At 72.3% G+C, this 13,440-nt stretch carries 13 protein-coding genes; 8 read left to right on the top strand and 5 right to left on the bottom strand.

Annotated elements, in window-relative coordinates; translation table 11 throughout:
- The first annotated feature begins 96 nt into the window (after positions 1–96).
- From TR46_RS19680 to holA, 6 genes are all read left to right on the top strand, one after another.
- Positions 97–672, top strand: a complete 576-nt coding sequence (locus TR46_RS19680) for a hypothetical protein (RefSeq protein ID WP_042402952.1) — start codon at positions 97–99, stop codon at positions 670–672.
- A gap of 59 nt (positions 673–731) precedes the next feature.
- Entirely contained in the window at positions 732–1,571 is an 840-nt protein-coding gene (locus tag TR46_RS19675) for a DegV family protein (protein WP_042402949.1), read from the top strand.
- Between the two features lie 115 nt (positions 1,572–1,686).
- Positions 1,687–2,556 (top strand): ComEA family DNA-binding protein, encoded by an 870-nt coding sequence (locus tag TR46_RS19670; protein ID WP_152626572.1) that lies wholly within the window; start codon positions 1,687–1,689, stop codon positions 2,554–2,556.
- Positions 2,553–4,979 carry a ComEC/Rec2 family competence protein gene (locus TR46_RS19665; protein ID WP_042402946.1) on the top strand — a complete coding sequence of 809 codons (2,427 nt, stop codon included), beginning with the start codon at positions 2,553–2,555 and terminating at the stop codon, positions 4,977–4,979. The genes TR46_RS19670 and TR46_RS19665 overlap by 4 nt, the downstream gene beginning before the upstream one ends.
- A complete protein-coding gene (locus TR46_RS19660) occupies positions 4,969–5,250 on the top strand; it encodes a hypothetical protein (protein ID WP_042402941.1) in 282 nt (93 codons plus the stop codon). The genes TR46_RS19665 and TR46_RS19660 overlap by 11 nt, the downstream gene beginning before the upstream one ends.
- Positions 5,251–5,301: 51 nt before the next feature.
- Positions 5,302–6,285, top strand: coding sequence for a DNA polymerase III subunit delta (gene holA, locus TR46_RS19655; protein WP_042402938.1), 984 nt, complete (start codon positions 5,302–5,304; stop codon positions 6,283–6,285).
- 263 nt (positions 6,286–6,548) lie between these two features.
- Here holA and rpsT read toward each other — a convergent pair whose 3' ends face one another.
- Positions 6,549–6,815, bottom strand: coding sequence for a 30S ribosomal protein S20 (gene rpsT, locus TR46_RS19650; RefSeq protein WP_042402935.1), 267 nt, complete (start codon positions 6,813–6,815; stop codon positions 6,549–6,551).
- Positions 6,816–6,957: 142 nt separating this feature from the next.
- Positions 6,958–7,266, bottom strand: coding sequence for an antibiotic biosynthesis monooxygenase family protein (locus tag TR46_RS19645; protein ID WP_042402932.1), 309 nt, complete (start codon positions 7,264–7,266; stop codon positions 6,958–6,960).
- A 158-nt stretch (positions 7,267–7,424) separates the two neighbouring features.
- Between TR46_RS19645 and lepA the strand changes: the two genes are divergently transcribed.
- Positions 7,425–9,296, top strand: a complete 1,872-nt coding sequence (lepA, locus tag TR46_RS19640) for a translation elongation factor 4 (RefSeq protein ID WP_042402929.1) — start codon at positions 7,425–7,427, stop codon at positions 9,294–9,296.
- A gap of 89 nt (positions 9,297–9,385) precedes the next feature.
- On the opposite strand, the gene TR46_RS19635 is transcribed toward lepA, so the two are convergent.
- Positions 9,386–9,967 carry a TIGR03086 family metal-binding protein gene (locus tag TR46_RS19635; protein ID WP_042402925.1) on the bottom strand — a complete coding sequence of 194 codons (582 nt, stop codon included), beginning with the start codon at positions 9,965–9,967 and terminating at the stop codon, positions 9,386–9,388.
- 65 nt (positions 9,968–10,032) lie between these two features.
- Here TR46_RS19635 and TR46_RS19630 point away from each other — a divergent pair, with 65 nt between their 5' ends.
- Positions 10,033–10,896 (top strand): helix-turn-helix domain-containing protein, encoded by an 864-nt coding sequence (locus TR46_RS19630; protein WP_236655398.1) that lies wholly within the window; start codon positions 10,033–10,035, stop codon positions 10,894–10,896.
- Here the strand turns inward: TR46_RS19630 and TR46_RS19625 are convergent.
- Together TR46_RS19625 and TR46_RS19620 are read right to left on the bottom strand one after the other, a co-directional pair.
- Positions 10,866–11,639 carry a FadR/GntR family transcriptional regulator gene (locus TR46_RS19625; protein WP_042402924.1) on the bottom strand — a complete coding sequence of 258 codons (774 nt, stop codon included), beginning with the start codon at positions 11,637–11,639 and terminating at the stop codon, positions 10,866–10,868. The two genes, TR46_RS19630 and TR46_RS19625, sit on opposite strands and share 31 nt — an antisense overlap.
- Before the next feature lie 91 nt (positions 11,640–11,730).
- Positions 11,731–13,308 (bottom strand): amino acid permease, encoded by a 1,578-nt coding sequence (locus TR46_RS19620; RefSeq protein WP_042402922.1) that lies wholly within the window; start codon positions 13,306–13,308, stop codon positions 11,731–11,733.
- Between the last annotated feature and the right edge of the window lie 132 nt (positions 13,309–13,440).

Genomic DNA, 13,440 nt, shown 5'->3' with positions numbered 1-13,440 from the left:
GCTTTCCCTGGCTTTCCCCGCCTTCGGGGCGGATCGGGTAGGCGGCCGGTCGGTCGCGGCTTACCGTGGGGGAGAGCCCCTTGGGAGGAGACCGCGGTGGAACTGCTGCTCGTACTGATCGGACTGCTGGTGCTGGTGGCGGGCACGGTCGTCGGTGTGGCGGCGCTGGCCGTCGTCAAGACCAAGCGCGCTGTGGTGAAGGCCGCCCCGCAGGCCCGGCGGGCCGTCGAGGACGTCGGGATCAAGGCCAGATCGCTGACCAGGGGCGGGGTGCAGGGACAGGTGTCCGCGCTGCGGGCCGAGGTCAGGGGAGCGCTGGCGGCCTCACGCCGGGTGCTGGAGGCCGGCTCGGCCGATGACCCGCAGCTGGTCGACGCGATGGCACTGCTCGGCCGACTGGAGGGGCACGCCTCCGTCCTGGACGGGGAACTGCGGTTGCTGGAGCGGGAGCCCGAGCCGGGAAGGGTCGAGGCGAGGTTCGCGGTGGCGAAGGAGCGGGGCGAGCGGATCGTGCATCTGGCCTCCTCGCTGCGCTGGGCCGCGCAGGACCGGCTGCACCGGTTCGCGGACGAGGACCTGCTGCGGTTGGGGGAGGAGTGCGAGGCCGAGGCCGGGGCGCTGCGGCACTGGGCGCCGGTCGAGGACGCGACGGCGAAGCGCCTTCCGGGCTGAGCTGTCAACAGGGGTTTCGGCCCTGTCCCTGGTAGGTCCTGGCAGGTAATCTCCCCGATATGCCCGTCGCTCTGGTCACCGATTCCACCGCCTATCTCTCCGACGAGGTGGTGGCGCGGCACGGCATCGACGTGGTGCCGCTGAGCGTGGTGGTGGGCGACCGGGTGCTGCAGGAGGGCGTCGAGGTCAGCCCAGGCGACGTGGCGGAGGCCCTGCGGAAGAAGGTGCACGTCACGACATCGCGCCCGAACCCGGAGGCCTTCGCGGCGGCCTATCGGGCCGCAGCCCGACGGGGTGCCGAGGGCGTGGTGTCGGTGCATCTGTCGGCGGAGCTGTCCGGCACCTACCAGGCGGCGGTGCTGGCGGCGGAGGCGGCGGACATTCCGGTGCGGGTGGTGGACACCCGGATGGTCGCCATGGCACTCGGGTACTGCGTGCTGGCCGCCGCCGAGGTGGCCGAGCGCGGCGGCGGCGTCGACGAGGCCGCCACCGCCGCGGAGAAGCGGGCCGGGGCGACCGCCGGGTTCTTCTACGTGAACACCCTGGAGTACCTGCGGCGCGGCGGACGGATCGGCGCGGCCCAGGCGATGCTGGGGTCGGCGCTGGCCGTCAAGCCGCTGCTGCACATCTCCGGTGGCCGGATCGAACCGCTGGAGAAGGTGCGCACCTCCAGTCGGGCGATCGCGCGGCTGGAGGAGATAGCGATACGGCACGCCGGGACCGGCGAGGTCGATCTGGCGGTGCATCATCTGGCGGCGGAGGCCGGGGCGCAGCAGCTCGCGGAGCGGCTGCGGGAACGGGTGCCCGGTCTGGGCGAGCTGTACGTCGGCGAGGTGGGCGCGGTGATCGGGGCGCATGTGGGGCCCGGACTGCTGGCGGTCGTCGTCTCTCCCCGCTGATTCCAGCCTGGGTGTTCACCCCTGCGGGTGAGCGGCTTTTCCCCATCCCCCGGTTTGTCCACAGGGCGTCAGCAACCGTGCGGCGGGCGGCCTCCGCAGGTCTAGCGTCGGCGCCATGAGGACCTTGACGCGGGACCGGGACACCACGACACAGCTGGTGCGACAGCGGATGGACACGCTGTTCGAACCTGCGCCCAGGGGGCGCGGACGGGAGGACGAGACAACGGCGCGGGCGCCGGTGGCGGCTGCGACGGCGACGCCGATGGCGGCGGCAGGACCTGGGCCGGTGCCTTCGCCCGGGCCTTCGCCCGGGCCGGCGCCCGGGCCGGTGCCGGCTCGGCGTCGGCTGCCGCTGGCCGTGCAGGAGCGGCTGGACCTGGACCGCCGGGCCGTGGTCGGCCTGTCGGTGCTGCTGGTGCTCGGTCTCGGCTACGGCGCGCAGCAGTTCTGGGCCGGGCGCCCCGAGCCGGTCGCCGTGCCGACGGCCGAGGCGAGCGCCGGGGCCTCGCTGTCACCGCCGCTCTCGTCCGAGCCGTCGGCGGCGGCACTGTCGCCCTCGGCAGCGGCCGGCGGCGGGGTGATCGTGGACGTCGCCGGGCGGGTCCGGGAGCCCGGCGTGCGGACCCTCCCGGCCGGGGCGCGGGTCCAGGACGCGCTGAAAGCCGCCGGGGGAGCGGCACCGGGCACGGATCTGACCGGTCTGAATCTGGCGCGCCGGCTCAACGACGGCGAGGAGATCATCGTCGGCGCCGCCCCGGCGGCCGCCGCCGGCGGTTCCGCGGGCAAGCCGGCCGGTCCGCTCAGCCTGAACTCGGCCACGGTCGAGCAGTTGGACCAGCTGCCCGGCATCGGACCGGTGCTGGCCCAGCGGATCGTCCAGTACCGGGACCAGCACGGCGGGTTCACCTCGGTCGACCAACTGCGCAAGGTCAGTGGCTTCGGCGAGCGACGGCTGGCCGATCTGCGCGCCAAGCTCCAGCCGTGAACGGGGGCGGGGGCGGGGGCGGTGGCGATGGCGATGGCGATGGCGCCGCAGCGGAGCAGCAGCAGCGGCCGCTGCCCGACCTGCGGTTGGTCGGCCCGGCGCTGGTGGTGTGGGCGACGACGGCCGTTGTGCTGAAGACGGCTCCCGCCGGCGCGTTGTGGCTGGTCGGCGGGGTGCTGGTGACCGCCTGCGGGGCGGTGCTGCTGCGGTGGCCGGGGCACGGTCCGCGGGGCCGTCAGGCCGCCGCGCTGCTGCTGAGCGTCGGCGCCGCCGGGCTGGCCTCGACCCTGGCCACGGCCGACCTGCACCGGGGGCCGCTGCCGGGGCTGGCGAGGCGTCAGGCCGCGGTGGCGGTGCGGCTGACGGTCACCCGGGATCCCCGGGAGGGCGCGGGCGGCGGCGCGGCGCCGTATGTCGTGGTCCGGGCGACCGTCGACCGGGTCGAGGGCATGTCGGTGCGAACACCCGTCACGGTGCTGGCCGAGGGCCCGGACTCCGGTCGCTGGTCGGCGCTGCTGCCGTCCACCCGGCTGGTGGTCTCCGGACGGCTGCGCGCGGTGGACGGCGGGGACGTCGCGGCGCTGCTGGTGGTGCGCGGACCACCGGAGGTGGTGGCCGGCCCGGACGCGGTACAGCGGGCGGCCGGGTCGCTGCGGACCGGCCTCCGCTCTGCGGTCCGGCCGCTGGACCCGGACCCCAGGGCGCTGCTGCCGGGCCTGGTGGTGGGTGACACCAGCGCACTGCCGGCGGAGCTGCAGGAGGCCTTCCAGGCGACCGACCTGGCGCACATCACCGCCGTCTCCGGCGCCAACCTGTCGATCGTCCTGGTGCTGCTGGTCGGTGCGGCGGCCCGGGCGAGGACGGCGGAACGCGGCGGGCTGGCCGCCCGGGCGGGGCTGCCGCTGCGGTTCACGGCCGGCTGCGGTGCGGCGCTGACGGTGGGGTTCGTGATCCTCTGCCGGCCGGACCCCAGCGTGCTGCGCGCCGCCGCCACCGGCCTGATCATGCTGCTGGCGCTGGCCACCGGCCGCAGGGCGGCCCCGCTGGCCGCGCTCGCGGGGGCGACACTGCTGCTGATGCTGGTCGACCCGTGGCTGGCGCTGTCCTACGGCTTCGCCCTCTCGGCCATGGCCACGGCCGGACTGCTGACCCTGGGCCCGCGCTGGGCCGAGGCCCTGACCAGGCGCGGCTGGCCGCCCCGGCTCGCCGAGGCGGTGGCCTGCGCGGCGTCCGCGCAGGCACTGTGCGGCCCGCTGCTGGTGGTGAAGGCGGCGCGGGTGAGCCTGGTGGCCGTCCCGTGCAATCTGCTGGCCGAGGCGGCGGTCGCCCCGGCCACTTTGCTGGGCTTCGCCGCGCTGGCCGTCGCCCCGGTATGGATGGCAGCAGCCGAGTTCCTGGCCTGGCTGGCCTCCTTCCCGGCGGACTGGATCGTCTCGCTGGCCCGCTTCGCCGCCGCGCTGCCCGGCGCGGAGCTGGCCTGGCCCGGCGGCTGGGGCGGTGCGGCCCTGCTGGTCGCCGTGACCTGCGCCGCGGCGGCCTGCCTGCCCGTACTCCGCAACCGCCTGGTCGCCGCACTCCTTGCGCTGTCGCTGCTGGCGGTGCTGCTGCGACCGGCGCCGCTGACCCGGCTGGTCACCGGCTGGCCGCCGGACCACTGGCGGGTCGTCATGTGCTCGGTGGGGCAGGGCGACGCGGTCGTCGTCTCGGCCGGCCCGGGCACGGCGCTGGTCATCGACACCGGCCCGGACCCGCGCCCGGTCGACCAGTGCCTGCGCGACCTGGGGGTGGTCCGGGTCCCGCTGCTGCTGCTGACGCACGATCACGCGGACCACGTCGAGGGCCTGCCCGGGGTGCTCCACGACCGGCAGGTGGGCGCCATCGAGGCGACCCCCAGCCAGGACCCTCCCGGCGAGTGGGCCAGGGTCCGCCGCTGGGCCGGCCAGGCGCGGGTCCCGCTGCTCACCGCGGCGGTCGGCGAGCGCCGCAGCCTGGGTGAGCTGCACTGGCAGGTGCTGTGGCCGGACGGCCCGACGGACTCCGCCGTCCGCGGCCCCAACAACGCCAGCGTCGCGCTGCTGGTGACCGCCCCGGGGCTGCGCATGGCCTTCCTCGGCGACCTGGAGCCCCCGGCCCAGTCGCGCCTCCTGGACCACCTCGACGCCTACCCCGGCCTGCGCCACGTGGACGTCCTCAAGGTCGCCCACCACGGCTCCGCCAAGCAGGACGCCGACCTGCTCCGCGCTCTCTCCCCCCGCGTCGCGCTGATCTCCTGCGGCGTCGGCAACTCCTACGGCCACCCGGCCCCGGCCACCCTCTCCCTGCTCCACACCCTCGGCGCCACCGTCCTGCGCACCGACCTCCAGGGCGACCTCGCCGTCCTCGACACCGGCGGCCACATGTCCGTCACCACCCATGAGCGATAATTCCGGGGTGCAGAACGATCACGACCCCTTCGTCCTGGTGCTTCCCGACCGCGATGCCGCCGAGGCCGTCGCCGAGCGGCTGAGCGAGGAGCACCCGTCGTTGCCGGAGCCCGAGCTGCACCGGGAGGCGCTGGCGGGGGAGGACGACGCGGAGGACGCGCAGTGGCTGGTGGTGCTGCAGCCGCCGCTGCCCGCGGCGCTGACTGCGGCCGGGCTCGACGCACTGGCGTCGGCCGAGGACGGGTGGCTGGAGGGGTATCAGCCGGAGTGACGGCCGGGAGCCGAGCGGGGCTGTCGGTGGCGGCCGATAGTCTGGTCCGCGATGGCCAAGAAACCGACTGAAGACCTGCTCGCCCCGCTGACGGTAGTCGTCGGCCAGGAGGAGCTGCTGCTCGACCGCGCCGTCGCGCAGGCCACGACCGCCGCCCGCCAGGCCGACCCGGACACCGACGTACGGGACCTGCAGCCCGGGGCGCTGCAACCCGGCATGCTCAGCGAGCTGACCAGCCCGTCGCTGTTCTCCGAGCGCAAGGTGATCGTCGTCCGGGCCGCGCAGGACCTCGCCGCCGACACCGTCAAGGAGGTCAAGGCCTACCTGGACGACCCGGCCCCCGAGGTGATGCTGGTCCTGGTGCACGCCGGCGGGGCCAAGGGCAAGGCCCTGCTGGACGCGGCCAAGAAGGCGGGGGCCCGCGAGGTCACCTGTCCCAAGCTCACCAAGCCGGCCGAGAAGCTGGCCTTCGTCCGCGCCGAGTTCCGGGCGACCGGGCGCTCGGCCAGCGAGGACGCCTGCAAGGCGCTGCTGGACGCGGTCGGCAGCGACCTGCGCGAGCTGGCCTCGGCCTGCAGCCAGCTGGCCGCCGACACCGAGGGCACCATCGACGAGACCGTCGTCGCCCGGTACTACACCGGCCGCGCCGAGTCCTCCGGCTTCCAGGTCGCGGACCTGGCCGTCACCGGCCGCACCGCCGAGGCGCTGGGCCAGCTGCGCTGGGCCCTGGCGGTGGGGGAGAAGCCCACCGGCATCGTCTTCGCCCTGGCCTCGGGAGTCCGCTCGATCGGCCGGGTCGCCACCGCGGACCGCGGCATGCGCCCCGGCGACCTGGCCCGCGAGCTGGGCATGCCGCCGTGGAAGATCGACCGGGTCCGCCAGCAGCTCCGCGGCTGGAGCGGGGACGGCGTCGCCGCAGCCCTCCGCGCCATCGCCGACGCCGACGCCGCCGTCAAGGGCGGCTCCGGCGATCCGGCCTACGCCCTCGAACAGTGCGTCGTAGCGGTCTCCCGCGCCGCCCGCTCCCAACGCTGAGCAGCACCCACCGCACCGGGCCGCACACCACAGCACGAAGGCCCCCACCTCGATGAGGTGGGGGCCTTCGTGTCGTCTGAAGCCTTCAAACGGCACCGCACCCGCGTGGCGAACGCAGGCCGCGTGCGGTGCAGATGTCGTACGGGGTCCGGGTAGAGGGCCGGACGGGTTCCGTGCGACGGGTCGGGACGGTGCGGTTGAGAGGGACCGCTGGGCCGTTCCGGCCTTTGCTGATCAAAAAAGGCAGATCAAAGCAGGGAGTGTCAGCCCTGGAGAGCCGAGACCTTGGCGCTGAGCGCCGACTTCTTGTTGGCGGCCTGGTTCTTGTGGATGACACCCTTGCTGGCGGCCTTGTCGAGCTTCTTGTTGGCCTCACGGGTCAGCGCGGTGGCCTTCTCGAAGTCGCCGGCCTCCACGGCCTCACGGGCCTTGCGGATCGCGGTCTTCAGCGAGGACTTGACAGCCTTGTTGCGCTGACGAGCCTTCTCGTTGGTCTTGATGCGCTTGATCTGGGACTTGATGTTCGCCACGAAATAGCCTCAGTCTGGGTCGATTGGTTGTGCTGGGTTGTCTGTGCTGCAGTCGCGTCCGCTCACCCCCGCCCCGAGGGCATGAGGTATCGCAGACGCGGTGGCCCAGGCTATCAGCCGTTCGGGGCTCGGCCCAAACCGGTCAGTCCAGACCGGGGATCGGTTCGCCGTAGTGCTCGACCAGCGGGAAGGGGTCGTAGTAGGGGTGCAGCAGCCGGCCCCACTCCGGGTACTCGGCGGAGCGGCGGAAGCCCTCGGTGTGGTCCTCCAGGCGCTCCCACTCCACCTGGAGCAGGAAGCGCGAGCGGCGCCCCTCGTCCAGGCAGGGCAGCAGTCTCAGGGCCAGGAAGCCGCGCTGGGCGGCGATCAGCGGGCGGGCCCGGCGGAAGTCGGCGAGGAACGCCTCCTCCCGGCCCGGGACGACGTCCAGCCGTGCGGATTCGAGGATCATGGCCCGGATCCTGCCCCATCCCGTCCGGATCCCGCGCGGCGCCCCCGTACGGGCCGCCCGGGAGCGCATGAGCGCCGGGGTCCCCGGTCATGGGACGATGGGGGCAGTCGCAATCGCTAGCCTCTTGCTCTCTCGCCACCGACACCATTGGATCCTGAGTGCCCGCCATCCCCGTCAACGTCCCGGAGCCCAGCCGCACCGACCCGGCGCTGATCCGCAACTTCTGCATCATCGCCCACATCGACCACGGCAAGTCCACGCTCGCCGACCGGATGCTGCAGATCACCGGCGTCGTCGACCCGCGGCAGATGCGTGCCCAGTACCTCGACCGGATGGACATCGAGCGCGAGCGCGGGATCACCATCAAGTCGCAGGCGGTGCGCCTCCCCTGGGCCCCGCTCAGCGGCGAGCAGCAGGGCAGCACGCACATCCTCAACATGATCGACACGCCGGGCCACGTCGACTTCACCTATGAGGTGTCCCGGTCGCTGGCGGCCTGCGAGGGCACCCTGCTGGTGGTGGACGCGGCCCAGGGCATCGAGGCGCAGACTCTCGCCAACCTCTACCTGGCGCTGGAGAACGACCTCACCATCATCCCGGTGCTCAACAAGATCGACCTGCCGGCCGCCCAGCCGGAGAAGTACGCCGAGGAGCTGGCCCGGATCATCGGCTGCGAGCCCGAGGACGTACTGCTGGCCAGTGCCAAGACCGGGCTGGGCGTCGAGGCGATCCTGGACGAGGTGGTCAAGAAGGTCCCGGCCCCGGTCGGCGTCAAGAACGCCCCGGCCCGCGCGATGATCTTCGACTCGGTCTACGACACCTACCGCGGCGTGGTCACCTACGTCAGGGTGGTCGACGGCGAGCTCACCAAGCGCGAGCGCATCCAGATGATGTCCACCGGCGCCACCCACGAGCTGCTGGAGATCGGGGTGATCTCCCCGGAGCCCAAGGTCGCGGACGGCCTGGGCGTGGGCGAGGTCGGCTACATCATCACCGGGGTGAAGGACGTCCGGCAGTCCAAGGTGGGTGACACCATCACCTCGATGCACAAGGGCGCCACCGAGCCGCTGGGCGGCTACAAGGACCCGCGGCCGATGGTGTTCTCCGGGCTCTACCCGCTGGACGGCTCCGACTACCCGCTCCTCCGCGACGCCCTGGACAAGCTGCGGCTGAACGACGCCGCGCTGGTCTACGAGCCGGAGACCTCGGTGGCCCTGGGCTTCGGCTACCGCTGCGGTTTCCTCGGCCTGCTGCACCTGGAGATCATCCGCGAGCGGCTCGAGCGCGAGTTCAACCTGGACCTGATCTCCACCGCGCCGAACGTGGTCTACCGGGTGGTCATGGAGGACGGCAGCGAGATCACCGTCACCAACCCCAGCGAGTTCCCCGGCGGCAAGATCACCGAGGTCAACGAGCCGGTGGTGCGCGGCACCATCCTGGCGCCCAACGAGTTCGTCGGCGCGATCATGGAGCTGTGCCAGGCCCGGCGCGGCAATCTGCAGGGCATGGACTATCTCTCCGAGGACCGGGTGGAGCTGCGCTACACGCTCCCCCTGGCCGAGATCGTCTTCGACTTCTTCGACCAGCTGAAGTCCAAGACCCGCGGCTACGGCTCCTTCGACTACGAGCCGATCGGCGAGCAGAGCGCCGACCTGGTCAAGGTCGACATCCTGCTGCACGGCGACGCGGTGGACGCCTTCTCCGCCGTGGTGCACAAGGACAAGGCCTACAACTACGGCGTGATGATGGCCGGGAAGCTGCAGAAGCTGATCCCGCGCCAGCAGTTCGAGGTGCCGATCCAGGCCGCCATCGGCTCGCGCGTCATCGCCCGTGAGACGGTCCGCGCCATCCGCAAGGACGTCCTCGCCAAGTGCTACGGCGGTGACATCTCCCGTAAGCGGAAGCTGCTGGAGAAGCAGAAGGAGGGCAAGAAGCGGATGAAGATGGTCGGCCGGGTCGAGGTCCCGCAGGAGGCCTTCATCGCGGCGCTGTCGACGGACGCCGACGCTCCCTCCGAGAAGAAGAAGTAGCCGCACGGACCAGCCACAGGCACGGAAGCAGGCGCCCGCCGGAGACCCGGCAGGCGCCTGTCGTCTTCCTTCCCCCGCCCGGGCGGGGCCTAGGCGGCGCTCCAGTTCGGGTCGCGGCCGGAGAGGGCGAGGGCGCGGTCGAACATGGTCATGTCGGGCTCGGTGGGCCTGGCCTCGGCGAAGCCCTCGTACTGCCGGTACATCTCGGCGTACTCCTCGACCAGGCCGAGGACGGCGGCGTCCACCGTGCCCGGGACCCGGATCTCCTGGCCGGTGGCGACAGCCAGTTCCCAGCCGTGCAGCACCAGTTCGAGCAGGATCATGCCGGCGACAGCGGAGGCCGGCATGGACGAGTCGCCCATCTTGACCTCGCCCTCCCACACCTTCGGGTCGGACCAGGCGGCGATGGCCCGGTCCAGTTGCTGGGCGTACGCCTCGGCCCAGCCGGGCTCGGCGGTGAAGTCGCGCTGCTGCCAGTCGTCGGGGACGGACTCGCCGCGGGCGCGGAGCTCGAAGTTGTAGGACGTCCAGAGCACCAGGTGATTAGTAAGGGTCCTGACATCCCACTCGGTGTCGGGGGTGCGGCCGGTGAGCTGGTCGGGGGTGACGCCGCGGGCGATCCTGGCGGCCTCGTCGGCGGCGGCGGTGAGCTGGGGAAGAAGATTCGTCATGCGGTCCACGCTAGGCGCGCCGGGCCCACCTGTCTTGAAGAAACGCGACACCCTAGGCTTTCCCTGTGACCAGTACGGACGCGGACGGGACGCAGGACGGCGGGCCGGAGGCGACGCCGGCCGCCATCGAGCAGGCCCGCGGGGTGCTGCGCCCGCAGAGCGCGGCGGCCCGCGCCGTCCTGACCACGGTTCCCCCGGTGCCCGACCTGGCCCCCTTTGTGGAGTTCCACTGGAATGTCCGCTGGGACCTGCGCGGGCAGCCCCCGTACGACCAGAAGGTGCTCAGCCACCCCAGTGTCCATCTGGTGTTCGAGGAGCCCGAACCGGTCCTCTACGGGGTGGACCGCGGACTCTTCGTCCGCCGGCTGGAGGGGCAGGGCCAGGTGCTCGGGGTGAAGTTCCGGCCCGGCGGCTTCCGCCCGTTCTGGGGACGCCCGGTGCAGGAGCTGTCGGACCGGACCGTGCCCGCGCACCGGTACTTCGGTGCCGAGGTCGACGAGGCCAACGGCCGGATCCTGGCCCAGTCGGAGCCTGCCGCGATGGCCGCCCTGGCCGACGCCTTCCTGCTGGACCGCCTGCCCGAGCCCGATCCGCAGGCGGCCGAGGTGGCCGCCATGGTCGAGACGGCGACCGGTGACCACGCCCTGGTCCGGGTGGAGCAGTTGGCCGACCGCTGCGGGGTGTCGGTCCGCACCCTGCAGCGGCTGTTCGCCGAGTACGTGGGCGCCTCGCCGAAGTGGGTGCTGCGCCGCGCCCGGCTGCACGAGGCCGCCCAGCGGGCGGGGGAGGGGTCCGTCGACTGGGCCGCCCTGGCAGCCGACCTCGGCTACGCCGACCAGGCGCACCTCAGCCGGGACTTCACCGCGGTGGTCGGCCTGCCGCCGACCACCTACGCGCGCTACTCGGCGACCGGCGGCTCCGTAACCTGAAGCGCCGACTGACGGACGATCAGCCCCCGGGTCTCCTCCTCCTGGTGGGCCACCGCCAGGTCCCGCGCGCCCTCGCCGTCCTTCGCCTCGATCGCGTCCAGGATCGCCACCTGCCGCTCGTCGACCCGCTTCCGGGCCGTGACGGACTCCGGGGCGGCCTCCGCGACGGACCATCGCAGCGGGGCGAACTCGCCCACCAGCTGCACCAGTTGGACGGTCAGTCGGGGGGAGCGGGCGGCGACGCCGAGGTGGATCCGGAAACGGCTGTAGCTGCGCCGGCAGGCACCGAGGTCGTTGGTGACCACCGCGGTGCGGAAACGGGCCGCATGGCTGCGCAGCTCGTCGAGGTCCTGCTCGCAGGCCCGGGCGGCGGCCAGCCGCGCGGCCGCGCCCAACAGGGCCGCGCAGTGGTCGCCGAGGTCGCGGAGGTCCTCGCTGCTGCGACTGCGCACCTGGTCGGCGATCGACTCCGCGGTCTCGGCGGCCGAGCTGTCGACGACGCTGCCGCCGTTGCGTCCGGGCCGGGTCCGGATCACCCCGCGCTGCCGCAGGATGGTCAGCGCCTGGCGCAGGCTGCCGGTGGAGACGCCCAGCTGCCCGGCCAGCTCGGCCTCGGGGGGCAGGCGCTGGCCGTGCACCAGCAGACCGATGGAGACGGCGGTCTGCAACTGCTGGACGACGAGCTCGGCACGGGCCGCCGTCTCCGACCCGGGGAGTCTGAGGAACGCCGAGAGGTCGGACACCGCACCCTTTCCCTGGTGTTCCCCTCCGGACGGACCGATGCGGTCCCGGTCCGGAGGGGGTGGAGCTGAGGCTCCGATGGTAACCAGTGGATCACCCGGTGACCGTGTCCAGGTCGGTGACCGGGTCGATCGTCTGCCGGGGCCCGGTGAAGGTCTTCTTCACCGAGAGGTGCCAGGCCGCCCAGAGCAGGATCAGCGCACCGCCCACGACCAGCGGGGTGTAGTTGACGTACTTCCAGCTGAACCCGGAGTTGCCGGGCACCCCTCCCGGGGAGGTGGGCAGCACCGCGATCACCGTGGTGACCGCGATCTCGGCGAGCGCGAGCACGCACAGCCACTTGTACTTGGCGCCGAGGGTCCAGCCGCCCGGGGTGAAGGCGGACCCGGCCCGCCGGCGCAGGAAGATCGGGATGGCGAAGGAGAGGTAGAGCCCGACCACGCCGATGGAGATGATGGCGTTGAAGGCGACCGGTACCGGGGCCCCGTTGATGTCCACGGTGACCAGCGCGGGCAGGGTCAGCAGCACGGCCAGGACCGCGATCGCCAGCATGCCGTAGACCGGGACCTGCTTGCTGGTCAGCTTGGTCCAGTAGCGGGCGCCGGGCACCGCGCCGTCCCGGCTGAACGCGTACAGCATCCGGGTGATGCTGGTCATGCAGGCGACGGCGCAGAAGAACTGGCCGACCGAGGAGACCAGCAGCACGAACCCGGCCCAGTTGGGGCTGAGCGCCTGGGTGAGCACGGTGGCCACGCCGCCGCCGGCCGCGGTGACCTTGGCCGGGTCCTGCACCGCGAAGAGGAAGCTGAGCATCAGCACCCAGCCGCCGATGGCGGAGTAGAGGATCGACTTCCAGATGCCCTTGGCGGCTGAGTCGGCCGCGCCGACGGTCTCCTCGGACAGGTGGCAGGAGGCGTCGTAGCCGGTGATGGTGTACTGCGGCAGGATCGCGGCCAGCGGCAGCACGTAGAAGAGGAAGCCCAGGCCGCCGGTGTGTCCGCCGAAGAAGCCGGTGTTGTTGACGGTGTGGGTGAACACCGCGGCGACGCCCTGGTGGTGGTGCGGCAGGGCGATCAGCACGACGATGATCACGGCCACACCGAGCACGTGCCACCACACCGAGATGTTGTTCAGCAGCGCCAGCAGATGGCTGGAGAAGATGCTGATCAGCGCGACCGCGGCGAGCACTCCCAGGAAGATCAGGAAGACCCGGTTCAGCGAGTAGTGCGAGGCCCAGCTGCTGCTGAAGGTACCGATGGTGGAGTCGATGAAGGTCGCGCAGCCGTAGGAGACGGAGGCGGTGATCGCCAGCAGGCCGATGAAGTCCAGCCAGCCGGTGTAGTAGCTGGCCTTGATGCTGCCGAGCTTCGCCGACCAGAAGTACATCCCGCCCGAGGTGGGATAGGCCGACACCAGTTCGGACATGCAGACGCCGATGACCAGGATGAATGCCGAGACGATCGGCCAGCCCCAGGCGATGGCCACCGGCCCGCCGCTGTTCCAGCCGACGAAGAAGCTGGTGAAGCACCCGCTGAGGATGGAGATGACGGAGAAGGAGATGGCGAAGTTGGAGAACCCGGACCAGGAGCGGTTCAGCTCCGGCTTGTAGCCGAGTTCGGCGAGTTGTCTGTCGTCGTCCTGCGTGACTGATTCGTGGCTCGAAGTGGCCATGGTTGGTCCTCGTGGCGGAGTCGGGACGTGACGGTGGATCAACCGGCGGGTGGGCGCGGCAGAATGCGCTGGTGAGCGAGGCTGCGGCTCATTGGGGCGTTAACCTACAAGGTTAGATGTTTTGCTGACAAG

Origin of the sequence: Streptacidiphilus carbonis (genome assembly GCF_000787775.1) — a bacterium.
Taxonomy (GTDB): domain Bacteria; phylum Actinomycetota; class Actinomycetes; order Streptomycetales; family Streptomycetaceae; genus Streptacidiphilus; species Streptacidiphilus carbonis.
The sequence above is the reverse complement of the archived record's forward strand: the minus strand, read 5'-3'. Positions and strand labels throughout refer to the sequence as shown.

What these genes read in the sequence shown, in the direction of transcription:
- TR46_RS19670 (WP_152626572.1), top strand. Translation starts at nt 1,687, where the DNA reads ATGAGGACCTTGACGCGGGACCGGGACACCACGACACAGCTGGTGCGA.
- TR46_RS19620 (WP_042402922.1), bottom strand. Translation starts at nt 13,308, where the DNA reads ATGGCCACTTCGAGCCACGAATCAGTCACGCAGGACGACGACAGACAA.
- holA (WP_042402938.1), top strand. Translation starts at nt 5,302, where the DNA reads ATGGCCAAGAAACCGACTGAAGACCTGCTCGCCCCGCTGACGGTAGTC.
- TR46_RS19675 (WP_042402949.1), top strand. Translation starts at nt 732, where the DNA reads ATGCCCGTCGCTCTGGTCACCGATTCCACCGCCTATCTCTCCGACGAG.
- TR46_RS19645 (WP_042402932.1), bottom strand. Translation starts at nt 7,266, where the DNA reads ATGATCCTCGAATCCGCACGGCTGGACGTCGTCCCGGGCCGGGAGGAG.
- TR46_RS19660 (WP_042402941.1), top strand. Translation starts at nt 4,969, where the DNA reads ATGAGCGATAATTCCGGGGTGCAGAACGATCACGACCCCTTCGTCCTG.
- TR46_RS19635 (WP_042402925.1), bottom strand. Translation starts at nt 9,967, where the DNA reads ATGACGAATCTTCTTCCCCAGCTCACCGCCGCCGCCGACGAGGCCGCC.